The sequence below is a fragment of the Thermosporothrix hazakensis genome (genome assembly GCF_003253565.1).
Taxonomy (GTDB): domain Bacteria; phylum Chloroflexota; class Ktedonobacteria; order Ktedonobacterales; family Ktedonobacteraceae; genus Thermosporothrix; species Thermosporothrix hazakensis.
This window is the reverse complement of record NZ_QKUF01000023.1, coordinates 13,134-32,234: the sequence shown is the minus strand read 5'-3', so window position 1 is coordinate 32,234 and position 19,101 is coordinate 13,134. Positions and strand designations below refer to the sequence as shown.

General features: G+C 51.6%; 20 protein-coding genes. 11 read left to right on the top strand and 9 right to left on the bottom strand.

Annotation, left to right across the window (positions count from 1 at the left end):
- The first annotated feature begins 63 nt into the window (after window positions 1–63).
- Window positions 64–1,920, top strand: coding sequence for a tetratricopeptide repeat protein (locus tag EI42_RS23270; protein WP_111325044.1), 1,857 nt, complete (start codon window positions 64–66; stop codon window positions 1,918–1,920).
- A 454-nt stretch (window positions 1,921–2,374) separates the two neighbouring features.
- Window positions 2,375–2,542 (top strand): hypothetical protein, encoded by a 168-nt coding sequence (locus tag EI42_RS32760; protein WP_170142850.1) that lies wholly within the window; start codon window positions 2,375–2,377, stop codon window positions 2,540–2,542.
- A gap of 62 nt (window positions 2,543–2,604) precedes the next feature.
- Here EI42_RS32760 and EI42_RS23265 read toward each other — a convergent pair whose 3' ends face one another.
- Window positions 2,605–5,025, bottom strand: coding sequence for a tetratricopeptide repeat protein (locus tag EI42_RS23265; protein WP_170142849.1), 2,421 nt, complete (start codon window positions 5,023–5,025; stop codon window positions 2,605–2,607).
- Between the two features lie 601 nt (window positions 5,026–5,626).
- Window positions 5,627–6,370, bottom strand: a complete 744-nt coding sequence (locus EI42_RS23260; RefSeq protein ID WP_111325042.1) for a class I SAM-dependent methyltransferase — start codon at window positions 6,368–6,370, stop codon at window positions 5,627–5,629.
- A 220-nt stretch (window positions 6,371–6,590) separates the two neighbouring features.
- Here EI42_RS23260 and EI42_RS23255 point away from each other — a divergent pair, with 220 nt between their 5' ends.
- From EI42_RS23255 to EI42_RS23240, 5 genes are all read left to right on the top strand, one after another.
- Window positions 6,591–6,986, top strand: coding sequence for a hypothetical protein (locus EI42_RS23255; RefSeq protein ID WP_111325041.1), 396 nt, complete (start codon window positions 6,591–6,593; stop codon window positions 6,984–6,986).
- A gap of 511 nt (window positions 6,987–7,497) precedes the next feature.
- Window positions 7,498–7,653, top strand: a complete 156-nt coding sequence (locus tag EI42_RS32755; protein ID WP_170142848.1) for a hypothetical protein — start codon at window positions 7,498–7,500, stop codon at window positions 7,651–7,653.
- A gap of 98 nt (window positions 7,654–7,751) precedes the next feature.
- On the top strand, window positions 7,752–8,213 hold the full coding sequence (locus EI42_RS23250) for a hypothetical protein (RefSeq protein WP_137686305.1): 462 nt from the start codon (window positions 7,752–7,754) through the stop codon (window positions 8,211–8,213).
- 917 nt (window positions 8,214–9,130) lie between these two features.
- Window positions 9,131–9,688 carry a hypothetical protein gene (locus tag EI42_RS23245; protein ID WP_111325039.1) on the top strand — a complete coding sequence of 186 codons (558 nt, stop codon included), beginning with the start codon at window positions 9,131–9,133 and terminating at the stop codon, window positions 9,686–9,688.
- Between the two features lie 31 nt (window positions 9,689–9,719).
- Window positions 9,720–10,154 (top strand): hypothetical protein, encoded by a 435-nt coding sequence (locus tag EI42_RS23240; protein WP_111325038.1) that lies wholly within the window; start codon window positions 9,720–9,722, stop codon window positions 10,152–10,154.
- Here the strand turns inward: EI42_RS23240 and EI42_RS23235 are convergent.
- Together EI42_RS23235 and EI42_RS23230 are read right to left on the bottom strand one after the other, a co-directional pair.
- Window positions 10,141–10,386: a hypothetical protein gene (locus tag EI42_RS23235; protein WP_111325037.1), complete on the bottom strand. Its 246-nt coding sequence runs from the start codon at window positions 10,384–10,386 to the stop codon at window positions 10,141–10,143. The genes EI42_RS23240 and EI42_RS23235 overlap by 14 nt on opposite strands.
- A 69-nt stretch (window positions 10,387–10,455) precedes the next feature.
- The gene (locus EI42_RS23230; protein ID WP_111325036.1) at window positions 10,456–10,920 is read right to left on the bottom strand and encodes a hypothetical protein; all 465 of its coding nucleotides are present in this window, start codon (window positions 10,918–10,920) and stop codon (window positions 10,456–10,458) included.
- 320 nt (window positions 10,921–11,240) lie between these two features.
- On the opposite strand from EI42_RS23230, the gene EI42_RS23225 reads away from it, so the two are divergent.
- The 4 genes from EI42_RS23225 to EI42_RS23210 all read left to right on the top strand — a co-directional run bounded on the left by EI42_RS23225 (window position 11,241) and on the right by EI42_RS23210 (window position 14,229).
- Window positions 11,241–11,519 carry a hypothetical protein gene (locus EI42_RS23225; protein WP_111325035.1) on the top strand — a complete coding sequence of 93 codons (279 nt, stop codon included), beginning with the start codon at window positions 11,241–11,243 and terminating at the stop codon, window positions 11,517–11,519.
- A gap of 98 nt (window positions 11,520–11,617) precedes the next feature.
- The gene (locus EI42_RS23220; RefSeq protein ID WP_111325034.1) at window positions 11,618–11,992 is read left to right on the top strand and encodes a VOC family protein; all 375 of its coding nucleotides are present in this window, start codon (window positions 11,618–11,620) and stop codon (window positions 11,990–11,992) included.
- A 146-nt stretch (window positions 11,993–12,138) separates the two neighbouring features.
- Entirely contained in the window at window positions 12,139–13,164 is a 1,026-nt protein-coding gene (locus tag EI42_RS23215; protein ID WP_111325033.1) for an NAD(P)-dependent alcohol dehydrogenase, read from the top strand.
- 39 nt (window positions 13,165–13,203) lie between these two features.
- Window positions 13,204–14,229: a zinc-dependent alcohol dehydrogenase family protein gene (locus EI42_RS23210; protein ID WP_111325032.1), complete on the top strand. Its 1,026-nt coding sequence runs from the start codon at window positions 13,204–13,206 to the stop codon at window positions 14,227–14,229.
- Window positions 14,230–14,280: 51 nt separating this feature from the next.
- On the opposite strand, the gene EI42_RS23205 is transcribed toward EI42_RS23210, so the two are convergent.
- The 5 genes from EI42_RS23205 to EI42_RS23185 form a co-directional block, all read right to left on the bottom strand.
- A complete protein-coding gene (locus tag EI42_RS23205; RefSeq protein ID WP_111325031.1) occupies window positions 14,281–15,180 on the bottom strand; it encodes an NAD(P)/FAD-dependent oxidoreductase in 900 nt (299 codons plus the stop codon).
- Between the two features lie 71 nt (window positions 15,181–15,251).
- Window positions 15,252–15,698: an RrF2 family transcriptional regulator gene (locus EI42_RS23200; RefSeq protein ID WP_111325030.1), complete on the bottom strand. Its 447-nt coding sequence runs from the start codon at window positions 15,696–15,698 to the stop codon at window positions 15,252–15,254.
- 391 nt (window positions 15,699–16,089) lie between these two features.
- Window positions 16,090–16,863 (bottom strand): SDR family NAD(P)-dependent oxidoreductase, encoded by a 774-nt coding sequence (locus tag EI42_RS23195; protein WP_111325029.1) that lies wholly within the window; start codon window positions 16,861–16,863, stop codon window positions 16,090–16,092.
- 384 nt (window positions 16,864–17,247) lie between these two features.
- Window positions 17,248–17,811: a protein-tyrosine phosphatase family protein gene (locus EI42_RS23190; protein ID WP_111325028.1), complete on the bottom strand. Its 564-nt coding sequence runs from the start codon at window positions 17,809–17,811 to the stop codon at window positions 17,248–17,250.
- 4 nt (window positions 17,812–17,815) lie between these two features.
- Window positions 17,816–18,817: a phosphotransferase family protein gene (locus tag EI42_RS23185; protein ID WP_111325027.1), complete on the bottom strand. Its 1,002-nt coding sequence runs from the start codon at window positions 18,815–18,817 to the stop codon at window positions 17,816–17,818.
- Between the last annotated feature and the right edge of the window lie 284 nt (window positions 18,818–19,101).

Sequence of the window (19,101 nt, the reverse complement as noted above, 5' to 3'; positions counted from 1 at the left end):
CAGGCTTCGCTCTGGCTCGAATATCTGGTCAAAAAACTGGGCAATAAGGACGAAGTCGCACTGATGCGGGATCCTGAGGGCATACTGAGCCCCCTCTTCTTTGAGGATCTCAAGGAGACGCTCGACAAACATCATAAAAGGGTGCTGCTCTGCTTTGATAACTTTGAGCAGACGCGGAAAGAGCTACAGGACTGGCTCCTCAAGCTTCGTGAGTATAAGCCGCAAAGAGTCAGACTGATGATTGCCAGTCGGAGTGCTCCCGGCACGCGGTGGGACTACCTGCACCGCATTACACAAACGATCCACCTCAACGCCTTCACAGATATGGAAGCTGAAGCGTTCTTGAACAGCTACCAGATCTTTGATGCTCAAAGACGTGCTGAAATCAAGGAAGCTTCTGAGCGTCTGCCTGTCATGATGAGCTGGATGGCAACAGCGCTCTTGGAGAATGAGGATAGTGCGGTTCCGGTAAAAGATCTCATTGACCGCTATCTTCGTTGGGATACCGATAACTCATTCAGACGCGTGCTGCTCACCCTCGCCTTCCCTCTGACCTTCAATCAGGACATCCTTCAGGTGCTGTATCCGGAGGTGCCTGCTGACAAGATAGAGTACCTGTTCAATCAGGTTATCGAGCAACCATATGTTCAGGAAAAAGCCGAAGGCAAGAGCTATCACCCGATTATACGAACGAAGATGCTTGAGCACATCCATCATCTCAGCCCACAGCTTTTCGCGGACACACACACTCGTCTGGCCCAATACTATGCGCAGCAACGGGAAAAATACCCACGGCAATGGAGAAGCAAGACCTGGCGTACGCTCACCCTCTCCTATGTCTATCATTGGTACTGTGCCGATCCCGAAAATCACTGGATTGATATCATGAACCTCTTTGCCATTGCGCTCTATGAACAAAAATCATTTGCGCAGGAAATACTCCAACGCTGCCAACCGAAAGAGCTCGAGAAGCACATACCGCATACACAGCACAAGCTGATACACTCTCTTCTCAAGAGCATGGAAGAGGCCGGGGAGCAGCCGTATTATACTTCCGAGATGCTTCATACTCTCTCCCGAATGCAAGAACTGTCTTCGCACGCACACGCCTGCCTTACGGCCTGTCTTGGAATACGAGCCTATGGAGAGGTCAACTATGCGCAAGCAATCGACTACTTTACTCAGGCCATTGCCAGCATGCCGGAAGAAAATCTACTGCTCTTCGGTCGTGGTCTTTCCTTCTACTTCCTCCAGCAATATGATAACGCTCTCTCTGACTTCAACCTCCTCCTCTCCCTTGAGCCCAACGATACAGGTGCTCTCCTCTTGCGCGGCCTGTCATTCTACTACCTCGAGCAATATGATAACGCCCTCTCTGACTTCAACCTTTTCCTCTCCCTCGAGCCCAATCATGCAGGTGCTCTCTTCTGGCGCGGTACTCTTTATAGAGAAATGGGGGAATATGAGAAAGCGCTTCATGACCTGAACGCAGCTATAGCTCTGGGATATAATTGCTATCAGGAACGAGGCTTAATCCACAGCTATCTAGGAAAATATGAAGAAGCGCTCGCTGATTATACGCAAGCGTTAGCAGACGATCCCGGTGAGGCTGGCATACTGTATAATATTGCGGTAGTGCTCGTTCGATACAAAGGGCCGGATGAAGCAGCACAGGCGCTCTCCGAAGCACGGGCTGCTCTGTTACAACTTCAGCAGGAGGAGAAAGGAAGCGCTCTCTACGGCCTGGGTGGGCTTGAAGCGCTTCAAGGAAACCACGAACAAGCCCTCTCGCTGTTACGAGAAGCGTTTCAAGAACCAGATACAGAACCTCGCGATTGGGTCCGCCACGATATCGCCTGGCGGGATCTCCGCAACCACCCGGATTTTCAGAAGCTCGTTTATGATGAGCCAGCATTATAAATCAGTGCAGGCAAAGGCTTCCGAGGGAAGATGCCAATAGCTCTTCTCAAGGAAGCCTTTCTTCTTTTCTCCTCATAAAGCGCCCCGGTACAACAAACACCTATCGAGAAGCAGAAAACACATCCGCATAGAAGCATACAAGCAAGGGATAACATCGCCTGGATACTGTATTTCTCGCCTGAGGCATGGTATACTTGTTATGAGACGAAAGGAAGCGAGGAAGCGCACGAAAACATCACCACATAGCACTATATTCGGTGTCGTGAGGATTCTGGCACTGGCGCTGAGTGCATTTCCTTTCCATGCCGTTGACTTCTCTGCACCTGAGATTGATACACATCTATCTACCGCAAAAAGTCAGGCTTGTTGATCGTCGTCTCTCGATGGGTTAGCGCCGGATCCGATAGGCGTTACCAGCAGTATGGATCACTGCCACGAAAAAGGAGGGAAACCTATGCCTCATTTTGAAGCAAGCACACAATGGCACGATGAAGCCCTTCACGTATGGAGCCGCATACATACCATTTCCTTCACCCTCTCTGATTATGACGGCGACGACAACGACGATGATGATGTTGATGAAAGTGAAGAGTCTAACAGTGATAAAAGACTTCTGGACTAAGTTAATTTCGTTTGAGTGAGTAATGCTCACTCAAACCTTCTATTCTAGAGACAAACCAGCATCTATTGAATGTCCTTTTCATCATTTTGCCTCAAATTATATTGCTTCTTTAATGTGTTCGCCTCATCATCCCTACCTCGTTTTGCTAGAAAAGTCGTATAATTGAGAGCAACTTGCATTGTATCTGGATGGTTTGTACCTATCAGTTTCTCACTCAAGCTGATTGCTTCCCTGTACAGGTTTTCTGCCTCTGTATCCCTCCCCTGCATATCATATACTATTGCCAGATTATTAAGGCCTGTCACTACATCAGGGTGCTCTTTCCCATGCACCTTCTCCCAAATCATTAGTGCTTCCTTGTGCTGTTGCTCGGCCTCTTCATATCTTGCTTGCATCCTGTAAAGCAGGCCTAGATTATTTAAACTCCTTGCTATCGAGGGATGCTCTTTTCCGTATATTCGTGCTCGAATCTCCAGTGCTTCCTTGTATATTTCCTCAGCTTCCGTATATTTACCCTGGTCTCTGTACACTGATCCCAGATTGTTCAGACTCGTCGCAACCGAAGCATGCTCTTTCCCATATTGCTGCCTTTTTATCTCCAAAGCTTCCTTATACAATCTTTCGGCCTCTGTATATTTTCCTTGCTCTCTATACAACCGCCCTAAATTATGCATACTTTTCGCTACTGAAGAGTGCATACTTCCATATATATTTCTCCGAATCTCCAGTGCTTCCTTGTAGAGCTTTTCTGCTTCATCTTGTAATCTCTGTAATTTATAGACCAACCCAAGATTATTTAGTATAGTTGCCACGGTGTGGTGCGTTCTTCCATACACCTTTTCTCGAATGCTGAGAGCTTCCTTGTAGTATTGCTCTGCCTCCGTATACATTCCCTGTTCTTTACAAACCAACCCCAATTTATTCAGGGTTCTCGCGATTGACGGATGCTCTCGCCCATGTACCCTCTCCTGAATTTCTAATGCCTCCCTATATAATTTTTCCGCATCACGATATGCCCCCATACGATACCAATGGGTACCTAGCAAAACACTCCATGAGATAAAGTTATCCTCTTCATTTCGGTCTTTTGCATCTTGAATGAACTTCATAGCGTGAGCTTGTAAGGGTACCAGCTTTAATGGAGATGCCCCCGCATTGATCCTCTCCACTTCTTGAAAGAGACTATGTGCTATTTGCTCACGTGCTGTTCTTCCCTCGTTCCCTGATTGCCCATCTTCGTCTATATTCGCCAGTACAAAATAGACAACCAGTCGATGCATACGCACAGTATTCTCTTTCATTTGTTCCAGCAATCCCAGATCGAGCAAGCGCTTCAAAGCATCTTCAGCAAGCAATACTTGCTCTTCATCCGCCACTGCTTTGTTATCAATGACCGCCGCTTTCAAGAGTGTTGTCGGAATTGGTACTCCGGCAAAGCACCATGCCGCACATGCCAGAATCTCTTTTGCCACTGCATCACATGTTTCCTCTCCAAGCCGCTCATAGCTCATGGCAAACGTACGGGCGACATGAAGTTCATGCTCAGTTGGAGAATAATGAATGCCCCTTCCCTGTAAGGACCGATGCTGCAATTTCTGTTGCCGTACCTGCTGGATATATTGACTCGGAAATACTACATCTCGATAGATTCGCAAGTAATTGCCTGCCAGGCTCAAAGCCAGAGGATGATCACCTAATTCTTCAGCAATCTGTCCGGCCTCTTCTGCGGACAGGTCGGATCGGTATTTCCACAATAGTGAAATACTTTCCGCCCGTGGCAACGCTTCGATAAGCACAGTCTTAACTCCCCATTCTGGAGACCACTTCTGTCTGCGACTGGTGACAATAATATGGCATCCTCCACCGCGCGGCTGCCATTGTTGCAATATCTCCTCATCCTCACAATTATCAAAGATCAACAGACGCGGCAGGGAAGTTTGCCATGCTTGCCGAATCCATTGCACCTGTGTTTCTGGCGGCAGCGTTGCACAACGTGTCTCCACTTCAGGCAGGAGCGCCCCACGACATTGAAGCACTTCCGCGAACATGTTCTCAGGTCTGGAACAATCGAGCCAGAATACACCACCTGCAAAATATGGCCCATACCGATAGACAAACTCAGTTGCGAGCTGTGTCTTACCAATTCCGCCAATTCCTGTAGCAGCAGCAGGTCCTCGATAGCCTATCGCAACAGTTTGCTCTCCCTTAATATGGCGAGCAAGCGATTGTAATTCGCGTTCACGTCCTGTGAAAAGTATATTTCGCTGCAATGGCATACGAGATCGGGCAGGTAAGCGTTCTGGTGCAGGCTCCGGAAGCTCGTCAACGGGCAGAGTTGCAAGCAACTGCTTTGCAGACTCCAAAATAGCTGTATCCGGCTCCAGATCAGGCGGTAACGATGGCATGTGTTGCAAAACCGAAAGCTGAGCGGTCCCACCTCCCTGTACAATTGCATTGAAATTGCCAGTAATTCGCTGTTCCATGCGTGCTTCTTGTTCGTCCATGAACAGGTCTCCTTACACCGATACCTCGTATGTTAGAGACTGGCCGACTTTCACAGTAGCATGACTTTCCTCCTGTACCGGAGCGTGGTAGCCTCCGGCAGACTTCCACACCCTTTCTAATAGCGCTTCGTGTTCTCCCCTACAGGCTTTTATCCCATCCAAACATAGCTGTTTGCTCTGTTAAAAGTACCTGGAATACGAGGCTTGACTACTCTATCTCTTACTCACAAATAAGATATGCTTCTATTACTATATATATACGATTTTTCTTTTTCTTTCCATACTCATGCCAGGCTGCCAGCATTTATTCTTGATATTTCTTTTCCTCTTGCTACATAACCAACTCGCAGTGCGAAAGAGAGGCAGCTTCTTTTTTCAAGCTGGAAGATTTCCTGTGGAAGGGGTTGCATTCTCCCCATGATTTTATGCAACTGAGGGACATGAGGACTTTAGCTCTCAGGGGATGCTCTCTTCTTCTGAAAAAGGGCTCAGCGCTGAGCATTCAGACAAAGGAAAGTGTTTCATAGCTCAGTCTGAGCCCGGACATGGCATCCTCACGCAACCGCGAAGGCGCGTCGCTTTATTGCTTCTCGTTCTTGCGAGCGGAGATCAACAGGAACATCGGGCGGCGCGTTTCGTCGCGCATTTCAGGCTGTGCCTCCTGCATCTCTTTGGTTGGCCCCGGCTCGGCAACTCTGGTAATCGTAAAGCCCACATCAAGCAGCGTATTCATATAAGTTGCAATCGTGCGGTGATATTTCACCACATCATTCTCTAAAAAGCGGGCCTGGCGCAGTCCTTCATCCTGATAACGGTCGACGGGCCAATGCAGACGCTCACCGTTCGGCCCATAATACCAGTCCTGAGCTGGCAACGCGGTAAAAATCGGGTGCTCAACCGAGAGGACAAACGAGCCTCCTGGCATAAGACAGTGATACACTTTCTGGCAGACACTATCAAAGTGCTGCACATAGTGAAATGCGAGCGAGCTCAAGACCACATCAAAGGAGTTCGCCGGGAAATCAATATCCTCAATAGCTACCCGTCGATACTCAATGGCGTCATCGTGGGTCATCTCTCTGGCTCGCTCTAGCATCTTCTCGGAGATATCAACCCCCACTACATGGCGCGCATGCTGTTCTCGTGCATAGCGACAATGCCAGCCAAAGCCACACCCGAGATCGAGCACGTTTTTCCCTTGCAAATCGGGGAGAAGAGAGCGAAGAACCGGCCATTCACCCGCTGCCTCAAGCCCGCCCACCGAGCGAGGCATTCGGCTATAATTCCGGAAAAATCCAGGATCATCATATTTGTTCTGTTTCATAGAACCAATGCCACCTCTTTTTTTCTTTTTCTGCTTCCCACCATGTATGGTGACAAGCGCGCCTGTCGCTTCTTGCTTCAGGCACCGTAGACTATCGTATCACTTTTGGTCAAGCGCTTCCTCCCTTACCAAAGTCCGGCCCTCTCTTTCATAAAGAAGAGAGAACTACGTCTATAGAAAGAGAATGCAATTTCTACTTCTATAGAGGAGAGAAAAAAGGATGGATGTCGTTACACAGGCGTTAGTAGCGGCCCTGACCGCGCTTGCTTCAGGTATAGGCCAGAAGGTGATTGATGAGGGATATAATGCCCTGAAAGCGCTCATCAAAAAGAAACATGGCGAAAAGAGCGATGTCAGCCAGGCGCTGGAGGCGCTTGAAGCGAAGCCGAAGTCGACGGGACGCCAGGCAACGCTACAGGAAGAGCTGGAGGCGATCCATGCCGATCAGGACGAAGAGCTTGTGACGGCCGCACGCCAGCTTCTGGCGGATATCAAGCAGGTGCCACAGGGCGCTCAGATGGTTCAGCAGATCACCGGAAATTACAATGCCGTCGTTCAGGGAGGAGGGAGCGCTACCGTCCACGTGAACCAGCACCCCAAAGACCAACAGGCATAAGGAATCACATAGCAATCATCCTGGCAAAGCCAAAGAGAGAACATCTCGGAGAAAGCTGTGCTCTTGTTGAATGGAGCACAGCTTTTCTCTCCGCATAACGAGAGCGTATCCCCTTTTGTCCGACCTCTTCACACACAGAAAAGCGCTCACGAGCAGGGTCGCTTGCTATCGACCGCCGCCGATCTCAAGAAGCACGCTCTTCGTGCAGGAAGCAACAGGCGCGAGCAGCCATAAGACACCCTACACATCCATTGTTCTTGCATGCTGTATCTCTTCCACCCTTACCTGCACCGGGGAAAGCGCATCATTGCATTATAAAGCCAGAGAGCAGGCAGCGATCCTGTCAACAGAAAGCATTCCAGCAAACAACAGATCTCTTTTCTCTACAGATGAAGATAGACATAAAAGGAAGGAATGCATAGTACAAAAAGAAGCAGCTCGTAGAGCAAATGTATTATGTCAGAAAGATCTCTCGCAACCAGGGCAGGAAAAGCAAGCGAAGCAAGGAAAGATGGATAGTCAGAAACATCAGCGATACAGAAAAGTGATTCGTTCGTTCAAACCAGTAGACCGGGTTTCAACCCGGCTGGGACCGCTCTCCATGAGCGATACCAGCGGAAGCCCGACGTGTGAGGGTGTGCATCTCGGCACGCGGGCTTCCCCGTAACAGGCAGAAGTTGCCTGTTGTCATTGTAACACAGGTTTGCAGAACAGCAAACGGGTTGCAGCAAGAAGTAGATGAAGCTCAAAGAGGAGAAAACGGCCATGCTTGTACAAGACATCGATGGCAATGTTGTAGAGGTAAAGCGGCATCAGAACGGCCTGTCGGTCAATGATATCCCGGCACGCATTCTCTTCGTTGCCCCACTCCTTGACGAAGACCCACTGATCGAGATCACAGCACCAGGAGGGATTATCGTTCAGATGCAGCCACATCAATATGCGGATCTCATCGGGCCCATTTCCAAAGAGGAACAGGGCTGGATCTGCGCCACACTGGACAAGCTGCTTGCCGATCAGGCAGAGGAAGAAGCCGAACTGGACAAAGGAGCACCTGTCGTAACGCTGGACACGCCTATCTATTGTGGTGGTCCACACTCGTTCTCGATCCCGCAGACCAACCGGGCCACGCTTTCCGAATCAATCGGAAGACCTCATCTCTATCTGCTGAAAGGGCTCTGCACCGCATGTGAAGGCGGGCGAGCAACAAGCATAGAACAACAATAACCACGACACGCAACGGGAGACGATAGCCCATCATTTCCACGCACACACACACAAAGGGGGTCTGCAAATACATTCCTTGCCACCACCAAAAGCAGACCCTCGCCCGCCCATCGTAAAAATACACCCCCTTTGCATTGCCGGGACCACCAACCAAAAGCAGACCCTCGGTATATCACTCAAGCCGCTCTCTGAGCCTTTTCACGGGCTTTTCTCTTCGCTTGTACTTGCTTTTTTCTCGACAGCCGGGGGAATCCAAAGCAGACCCTCGGTATATCACTCAAGCCGCTCTCTGAGCCTTTTCACGGGCTTTCCTCTTCACTTGAACTTGCTTTTTTCTCGACAGCCGGGGGAATCCAAAGCAGACCCTCGACGGCCAGGGGAAAATACACCTCCTTGCATCACTCGGAGGCTTTCAGGCAAACGGACAAAGCACACTGGGTCTTGTTACTCCCAGGCGGTTGAGTACAGTTTCGCTTTCGCTATGTTGCCAACGCCATAAGCAGGCAGCCAGGGACAAGCGGCTTCTGGATTTGCATTCTGTCCCGCTTTTTCAGTATGCTGAAGAAAGAGCGATCGATCTGATCAGCCACCTTAGCAGCTTTCTCTACTCATTATGAAGGGATGTCATGCAATGTCATCTCAGATGGTGTTCTATCCGGTGGCAATAAGCGCCCCCTCCCTGAACGGTGCTCCTGGAGAGGGCAAACATTGAGCGCTCTGTCCATCGCTTCTATCAGTCCGAGAGGTGCAAGATGTATGCACAGAGCAGGCTTATTGCACGCAACAGGTTGCAGGCTCTTGAAGTATCTCGCATCTTCTACGCAGTACGCGGCGTTTTGCCTCTTATTCGACAAAACAAATACTTGAAAAACAGTTTGCACTGACAGTACAATACAAGAGAACGGAAGGGGAACGTGATGCGAGCACAGGAGATAGAGCAGTATCTACAGGCGTTAGATCAAGCTTTAGTAGATCAAGGGATCATCACTCCTTTGCCGGTGTTATTGCTTGGTGGAGCTTATATTGCTATCACCGTGAATACGCGTCGAGCAACGAATGATATTGACGTATACCCTTTCATCGGAAGCGAGCGCGATCAGGCAACCGGCATACCCCTGGCCGTTGCACTTCATCAGGCGATCCAGATGGTGGCTGAACGTCTGCATCTGCATCCACTCTGGTTCAACACCATTCGTCTGGGTGCCTTACAACCCTCCGGGTATCTGCCCCAAAAGCGCCGGCCGTGGCGAAAGTATCGAGTCCTTGAAGTCTCCCTTCCCGAGCCCGAGTATGTGCTGCTTCAGAAGCTACTGGTGCATCGCCAGAAAGATCGGCCTGATATCAGCGCACTCTTTCGGCTGCTCGGGATCACGGATTATGCTTCAGCGCAGGCGCTTCTTGATCGGTATATCTCTCAGGGAGAACAGCAACAACGCCGCTTACCGCTCCTGTTGCGTTCCTACTTTCGAGAATGATGGGTCAGCATGATGAGAAAGGAGTGTGTCCATGCCGATGCGGTTAGGAGAGCCCTTACAGACAATAGCGCGTGTCTATGAGGACATCTGTGCTGGTGAGGAGCCGTGGGTTGCGCTGGGTAATTTCTTGAATGATTGGTTTCTCTATGCCACTGACAGGCAACGGGACCTGATCGCGGAAAGGCCACGCTTCCGGGCTCATCCGACACTTATAGAGCGCCGTTGGGCCTGTTTTCTGGCAGCAACCGTTGAATACCTCTGCCAGCTCTACGCGCTACCCTGCCCTCGTTGGGTCTTTGAGAGTCCAGAAGCACAGGCACTGGATACGCCGTGGTACGATGTTCACTATCTCGACCCCGAGATTCAGCAGTGGCTTGAAGAAACAACGCCCGAACCGTTTCGCCGCCGAAACATCTATTGTGGCGGTCAGCTCTTTCTCGACAAGCGGGAAATTATCGCCCTGTAGCACGTCGCAGGGGCGCAAAACCGGCAAGCGTCTTCGGCCCCCAGAGCAAGGGTGACAGAAGCACCATTGTGATGCTTCCACTCAACACTGGATCGTAATGCGAACCATACACAGGAAAGAAGAACTCGCTGACGTTGATCATGCAATGAAAGAGTATCACGGCAATCCTGGTATTGTTCGAGATCCAGAACATCACAATGCGCAGCCCGATCGCGGAGAGACACTGACCCACAATCCAGACAGGCGGATGGATTGAAAGCCAGGGAACAAGGTGAAAAAGCGCCCAGGATCAGGGCAGATGTCAACGCGCTCCACCTCGCTTGCAGGCGGGGCGCAGCATACCCCATCTAACCGACCTCCTCGCAGAGTGCCGTAAGCAAGAAGAGCCAAAGAAAGGCAGAACCAGCAAAACGGGGAGAGATGGAGCGGGCAACGACCTTCCCAGAAGGAGCATCACCCCATATGCAAGCGCCATGAGACACGGATTGAAGAGCAGAACAGGCACATACCAGATCGGGCGCGTGATGATTTTCGCATCGAACCCCCACACAAACAGCCGCTTTATGCTTCCGGTCCGCTTCTCTCGGGACAGCAGCGTCGCCAGCATCGGGCACACGGCTTGAAGGGCGCTGGCCGGGAGAGGGAACGGCAGTGGCAGGTGATCCACGAAAACGCCAGGCAGCCAGAATGGAAGAGCCAGCGCGAAGACAAGAACAAAGAATGCCAGCAACGACCTTGTATCTTCTTGATTGTGGTGATGCACCATATATGCACTACTTTCTCCCTACCGATTTTCATCTTCATGTACTTGCCTTGCAGAAGAGATACGGAATAACATTTCAACTCTCTATGGAGAGGCAAATATGATAAAACTGAATACGCTTATCCAATATTGCTCAACATCTCCTTCACATCGGTTCACAGCATCTTCTATCATTCTACTATATCTACCTTTTGTCACTTGACAAATGAGCAAGATATGCGTTAGATAAAAGGAAAGCGGTACCGGATTCAATACATAAAAATCGCTGTATCCTGCCACAATCTCTTAGAAGGCAGTGCACAACCTGACAGGAGGGAGAGGAGATGTCATTGAATCAGCTTGATATTACGGTTGTCATCGTCCATGAGGGATACGAGATCCCACCGCTACACCGCAAAGACGCCGTCAAGCAGGCGATCTACTCGGTCTACCGCGTCGATACCATCGACCTCGACTACTATTTTGATCAGGGAATGGACCTTCTAACCATCCTTGATTATTTGCACAAAGAGCCACTCTATCGCGCCATCGACTCCTCAGAAAAACGCGCCTATACTCAGGCGACAGAGTGGGCAAAAGAGAGGGGCTACAAAATCTTCTAAAGGCCTGCTTGCCTGATATTGAGCAAGATCAAAGAAGCCGCCGACTGATTGAGACGCTATACTGAAACCAATAGAGCAATGGAAAGGATAAAGAAGCCATGTTCACCAAATTTGGAGCCATTTCAGTTGGCGTCAACGATCAGGATAAGGCACTCGACTTCTACATTAACACGCTTGGTTTTGAAAAGATCATCGATACCCCGATGAGCGAAACTGAGCGCTGGCTTGAAGTCGCGCTACCCGGAACCCAAACGCATCTCATCCTCGGTCTGCGTGGTCAAAGCGTCCCCGACAGAACAGGGATGACAGGCTTCATCCTGTACACAGACGATATTGAAGCAACGTACAAAGAGCTCAAGAGCCGAGGAGTGACCATTACCCATGAGCTTTCTAACGAGCCGTGGGGAAAATGGCTTCAGTTCGCCGACCTTGATGGAAACGAGTTCGGTGTCTTCGCTCCCCCGGCTCGCTAAAAGCGCTTCGCATTCCAACGGCCAGCCTTCTGACAGGAGGCTGGCTTTTTTGGGTTGTCTGCCTTGCACTATGTATCGGTATTGGCGTCTGAAGCGGTACAATAAACAAGAGAAGAAAGATATAGCTGTTAGAAAGGACCAGGAGCATGAGAAATCAAGCAGCAGTACTCTATGCGCCCCATGATATTCGGCTGGAAGAAAGGCCGAAGCCCGTTCCGGGGCCTCACGAAGTGCTGGTTGAAATCAAAGCTGTGGGCGTCTGTGGCTCTGATGTCCACTACTACGAGCATGGGCGCATTGGCTCTTTTCTTGTTCAGAAGCCGCTTATCCTGGGTCACGAATCGGCAGGCACGATTGTTGAAGTAGGCGAGGGAGTTGATAGGGCCAGGATCGGGCAGCGGGTGGCGATCGAGCCGGGTGTTCCCTGTCGAATGTGCCGGGAATGCCGTCACGGTCGCTATAATCTCTGTCGCAACGTGCAGTTCTTTGGCACACCTCCCGTTGACGGCGCCTTTACCAACTACGTCACGATTCCCGCTGATTTCGCGTATCCGCTCCCTGATAAGATATCATTCGAGGAAGGTGCCCTGATGGAGCCTCTTTCGGTCGGGTTATGGGCCTGTCGCAAGGCGCGGCTCCAGGGAGGCGATCGCGTCCTGATTACCGGAGCCGGTCCTATCGGTCTTGTATCGATGAAGGTTGCTCTGGCGCTCGGTGCAACCGATGTGATCGTGACCGATGTGTTTCCTCAGCGGCTGGAGATAGCGCGAACGCTTGGTGCAACACGAACCGTGAACGTTGCGCAGGAAACGCTGACTGATGCCAAGCTGGATGCTGATGTGCTGATCGAGTGTTCGGGGAATCGCAGCGCTCTCCAGAATGGGATACGCTCGCTTCGGCCTGCCGGGCGGGCCGTCGTTGTTGGTATGGGGCCAGGAGAGGAAACAAGCATTCCGCTGGCGTTCATCCAGAACAATGAAATCGAGCTTACAGGCATCTTCCGCTATGCGAACACCTACCGGGATGCGATCGCACTGGTAGCCTCGGGTCACGTCGATATCAAGTCGATCATCACCAGCTACTATTCACTGGAACAGACGGAGCAAGCGCTACAGGCCGCGAAAAATGATCCGGCAAATATCAAGCCCATTGTTGTGCCAGAACGGTCGTAGCGCGTTGTCATCTGCATTCGGGAAAGGAGAGCCCAGAGCATGCGAGCCGTGATTATCGATACACCGGGAACCATTCGGGTAGGCAGTGTGCCCGATCCCACGCCCGGCCCGGAAGAGCTGGTCATCAAGGTGGGAGCCTGTGGTATTTGCGGTACAGATCTTCATATTGCAGATGGGGAGTTCCCGCCGACACCATACCCGATCATCCCCGGGCATGAGTTCGCCGGGGAAGTTGTGGCAGTCGGAACCCGGGTCCCCGAGATGATGGGGGAGACCTTCACGATCGGGACACGCGTTGCGGTTGATCCCTCCCTTTTCTGCGGGCATTGTGCCTTCTGTCATGTGGGTAAGGGAAATCTGTGCGAGAACTGGAATGCGATCGGGGATACGGTCAACGGCGCGTTTGCCGAATATGTCGCGGTGCCTGCTGCCAACGCCTACCCCATACCAGAACGCGTCTCATACCGAGAGGCCGCACTGATCGAGCCGGTATCCTGCGCGGTCCATGGTATCCATCGCCTGCAACCGAGTCTGGGAGATAGCATGTTGATCGTTGGCGCGGGGACAATGGGCTTGCTGCTGTTGCAACTGGCACTGCGTGGGGGCGCCTCACGAGTCGCGGTGCTCGATCTCAACACGGAACGGCTTGCGCTGGCGAAGAGGCTCGGCGCCTATCAGACAGCCAACAACCTCATTGATATTCTGGCACTTGAGCCTTCGGGCTTTGACTGCGTCATTGATGCAACAGGCGTGCCACCCGCGATTGAAAGCGCTCTACAAGCGGTGAAACGAGGCGGTAAGTTTATGATTTTTGGCGTTGCCCCGAGTGAAGCCAGAGTCGCGCTCTCGCCGTTTCGCATCTACAATGACGAGATCACGATTGTTGGATCGATGGCTGTGCTGCACTCGTATCAGCAAGCCGTTGATCTGGTCAGCCGCGGCGCAATTGACACAAGCGTGATGCTGACAGAGGCCTTTCCCCTCGAAGACTTCTCGAAGGCACTTGACCGTGTCCGCCGTGGAGAGGGTCTGAAAACGCAAATTCTTCCCAACGGCGAGCTCTGATCCGTACTATAAGAAGAACAGCCGGAATGCCCTGGCTGTTCTTCCCTTCCCTCAATGAAAAGCACGCTCGGTCAATGTGGCATTGATATGCATCGCGGCCTGGCTCCCCTGCGCGGCGGCAAGAATCAACTGTGCAGGGCCTTGCAGTGTCGCGTCACCCGCAGCATAGACGCCGGGAACGCTGGTTCTCCCCTGCGGATTGGTGACAATTCCGCCCATTGCATTCATATCACACCCGAGCTGAGAAGCAAATGGTGCAGCCTGCGACAGTTCTGTCAGGACAAAGCCGCCGACACAGTTTCTCTCTTCTCCGGAGGCAAAGACAACGCGCTCCAGATGCCCGTTCGAGCCAATCAATGCGCTAATGCGGTCCTCCACAACCTGGATCCCATGCTTGTGAAGTAGCTGCTTCTGCTCATCCTTTAGAACTGTATGACCATTCGTGCATACGACAAGATCACGGCTCCAATTCCAGATAGTTTCTGCCAGATGGAAGGTTCGCTCTCCCTCAGCGATGAGGACAAGGGGTTGATCCCGAAGCTCCCAACCATCACAGTACGGACAGTTGAACAGGCTCGTTCCATAATAATCGTAGATGCCATCAACGGCAGGAAGCTGTTCTTTCAGCCCGGTCGCAAGAAGAACAATTCGCGCCTGAAGCGGCTCCTGATCGTCCGTAAGCACTTCAAAGATGTCGCCCTGCTTGCGAACAGCAGTGACATGCGCCCACCGCATTTCGACCGATGGATATGCGCTTATTTCCCGATGCGCGGTCGCCCGGAACTCGCTCGGCTTGATCCCATCCCGGGTCAAAAAGCCGTGCGACTCATGAGTTACCGCGTTCCGAGGTCGGTTATCATCGAAAACAACAACGCTCCTTCGCGCACGACCAAGTACAAGGGCAGCGCTCAACCCGGCCGGTCCGCCTCCAATAATGGCACAATCAATCATGCGAGATATCCTTTCCTTTTGAAAGACTTCATGGACTCTTAAAGTCGATAATATAGAGAAAAAAAAGATGCTCATGTGGGCATCTCTTGTTCCCGCAACATCTGTTCCAGATGGCGAGGCAAGCCTGATCGGCGCTCGATCAACTCAATGAGCTTGCGTCGCTTGAGGTAATCTTCCATCAGGTGCTCTGCATCTGTCATTACACCTTGAATCAAGCAGGTCTGATGATTGAGCCCATCGCCACAGTGAAACAGTGAAGCAGTCCCTTCGATTGCCTGAATGACATCCAGAAAAGAAAGATCGGCTCTGTTGCTGGTCAGTCTGTATCCGCCATTGATCCCGGACGTGGACTCGATCAGGCCTGCCTTCACCAGCCTGCTCAGAATTTTAGAGAGATAGGCCGGGGACACTCCCTGAAGCTCCGCCAGTTTCTGAACGCCGATTGTCGTTCCGGGCGAGAGCGCCACAAAATAAAGCATGGTATGCAGCGCATAATTGGTTGCCTGCGAGTATTTCATTGTGACCCCCTCTTGACTATGATAGGCTCAACCTGTGAATAGACTATGACAAAACATGCTCTCTGATGACCCCATCTACGACAGATCAATCTCAGGCAGCGTCTCTGATAGAGCTTCCGCCTTGATAGAATTTGCTCTGTGATGGACTCAGTGAGTCTATTATAGACAAAGAGAAACCATAATGTCAAGAGGTCACGCTTCAAAATTACCCTCTCACTTCGCATAGTGGCGCGTACGCGCCATAGCAGGCAGCCAGACCTATTCAAGTTTGAGAACTCTCTTTAAGCTTACCCATTACGACTGCAAGCCGAGGGCACTTTCATTGTGAATAGGCAGACATTGAAGAAGGTTGCTGTTCTCGCTTTGGCACACTTGAGCAGCCCGGGCCGCTTTAATTGTGAACGCCCCCGTCAATTTTCACTACTTCGCCGGTCATAAAGCCGCCATCCGCTGAGGCAAGCATAGCAACAACATCGGCTACTTGCTCAGGCTGTCCGAAGAGCTGATCAGGCCGCGTCATGTGCATGAACAGGGATTGATCCAGCCCATCCATGCGCTGATTCTGGGCAGCAGCCAGCGGAGTGGCGATACCGCCGGGGGCAATTGCGTTCACCCGCACCCCCTGCCGAATATACTCCCACGCCAGCGAACGCGTCATTGACATAATGCCTCCCTTGCTCGCAGAGTACGCCGCCATGTAGGGATGACCGAAATAGACGGACGTGGATGCCGCGTTGACAATATTGCCCTTCGTCTTGACCAGGTGTGGCAGCGCCTCCCGACAGCACAGGAAGGTACCGACCAGGTTGGTATTGATGACCTCCATAAATTGCGCCAGCGACGTTTCTGTTGTCTGAGATGAGCGCAGAATACCCGCCATATTCACCAGCACATCAAGGCGTCCTTCCTTTTCTACCACCTGCTGGAAGAAACGCTTCACCTCTTGCTCATCCGAAATAGAGGCTGCGATAAAGCTGGCACGTCCTCCAGCAGCCGCCTGTTTCTCCGCCAGCTCAACCGTTTCCTTCAAGCCAGCCTCATTGACATCAATCCCATAGGCAATAGCGCCTTCCGAAACCAGACGCACCAGAACAGCCCGGCCAATACCGGAAGCCGCTCCCGTCACAATGACAACTTTGTCAGCAAAACGAGCAAGCTGAGACATAGTCTTTCTCCTTTGTTCCATGTCCATTGGAACATGTTCATCTTCCCGACCGCTCTCTGTCGGGGAATACACATACCATCGTCGAAAAGAGTAGATGACGCGTGCCGCTCTTCCTGATAGAGAGTTCGATCACCACCGCAGCATGAACGCTCGTGACGGTCGGTCACCATCATAAATCGATACATCTCAATAGAATGGGCAGGTTCTCCGAGTAAGCCAGGTAAACCTCAGGGATTCGATCAGCTTTACAGACGAGGTTGAAGCGATACAGGAGACTCGCTATAAATCGATTTATGTTCCTGACAAAGTATACCCCGCACTGTTCTGCTTGTCAACGGAGCTTGTTAGCAGGCGGGTTGCTGAGGCGCGTCAGCCTCGCATTCTTTAACCAGGAATATTGGCGCTCCGACAGCGATCGAGCAGCGTATCAAGGCGCGGATCTCGGGACTCGCGTGCGTTCCGCCCCTGCTTTTTCACGGCAGCAATGGCCTCCTCATTCGACATCCCGCGATAACTGACCAGCCAGGCAGCAAGCACGTGGCCCGTTCGCCCGACTCCACCAGAACAATGCACCACGGCTTTTGTCTGCTGGCGGTCCGCTTCAGCAAGGAAGGGCAAAATCTGATCTATAAGCTGCGTTTCCTCCGCAAGATGAAAATCGTCAATGGGAACCCAGAGCACGTTCTGGTCTCCGAAGGCGCGGCGATAGGCTCCAGGCAGATCATCGTAGGCTGCAAGCTGCTTCTCAGGCAACAGGCAGACAACGCGTGCGATTCCCTGCCCGCGCATAAAGGAAATCCAGGTATCGACGAGCGTGGCGGAAACACGCTTGAACGGGAAACCCGGGCGACGCGCACCAAAGATAAACGGTTCCTCTTCAGAGGCGGCACTAAAGCCATGCTCCGGACGGCTCATCCATTGCACCAGATTCTGAAAGATATGCTGCATCGATCTATCCTTTCTGCATAACCTTTTTGCTCATATGACCAAAGGAGGAGAGGGCTCTTTCCATATTGATGATGAACCCATGAATCCCGTTCGGATTCTCGCGCTGCGCGTTCACCATCAGCATGATGAGCGACTCGCGAAGCAGAGCCAGTTGAAACAGTGTGTCAAAGTTCTCTTGAAAGAGACGTGGATTTCCATAGGAGGCACGAACCCTGCTCAGCGGAATCTGTTCGCTATAGTATGCATCCCAGTTGACGAGATCAATAATCGGATGATTCCCTGAGCAATCCTGCATGTCGACGAGACCACTGATATGATCACCATCCACCAGGATATGCTGTGGCCCAAAATCGCCATGAATGAGCGCCGCTGGCGAGAAGGCGTAGAGATCAGAATGCGCATTCAGGATATCAAGGCTGGTTGCAACCGTTGAGGCCGGAACGCCCCACCTCTTCGCTGCCACCTCCAATTCAAGCACCCTGCCATTCAGTTCCAGCATGACATCTGCAAAGGAGGCCAGTGAGCCGGTTCCATCAGGCCGAAGAAAGCCGAAACCCTCCACTTTCACGCTATGCAATCTACCGAGCACCTCCCCAATCTGGTCAATTACATGGTTGGGTGCTGCGCCTTCCTGAAGCAGCATATCGAGCGACTTGCCCGGCAACTTCTCTTCGATACAGAACATCACCGTTGTATCATCATAGCTGGCCTGCTCAACAAGGAACACACGCGGCGTTGGAACTCCGGCCTGATGGGCGGCATGCAACGCCCATCGCTCAGCCTCAAAGCGATGATTCTCCTTGTGGGAGATCCGCACAATCAGCCGCTCGTCCCCGGTTGTGACCACATCATACACCTCGTTATCCTGACCGAGAATCAGGCGGCTTGCATGGGCGATGCTCTGCCCGGTCGCTTTCCGCACATATTCCTGTATCACGCTGGTTGGCGTATTCCATGCGCAGTGTCGCGTCTGAAGCCACTGCGTCAGGGAAGAAGTATCCGTCATATTGCTATCCTGTCATCTGTTTACAGCGCAGATTCCCGACTCTCTCTGCTCTAAAGAAGTATACCCGAGAACCAGAAGAAGAGACAAGAAACTGTTACACCGCTCAAGCCTCTTCTACATAAGTGCTGTAGGCTATTTTCTGCATGCTGTATTTACGCCATTTGTCAGCGAGAAATCTCATACGTGCTTACATCAGCCAGTATGTCTTGACCATCTCCCTCCGAAGCACGATAATCTCATCTGTGATAGGAAGCTGGCAAGTTCCCTTTCTCTCATCGTGCACC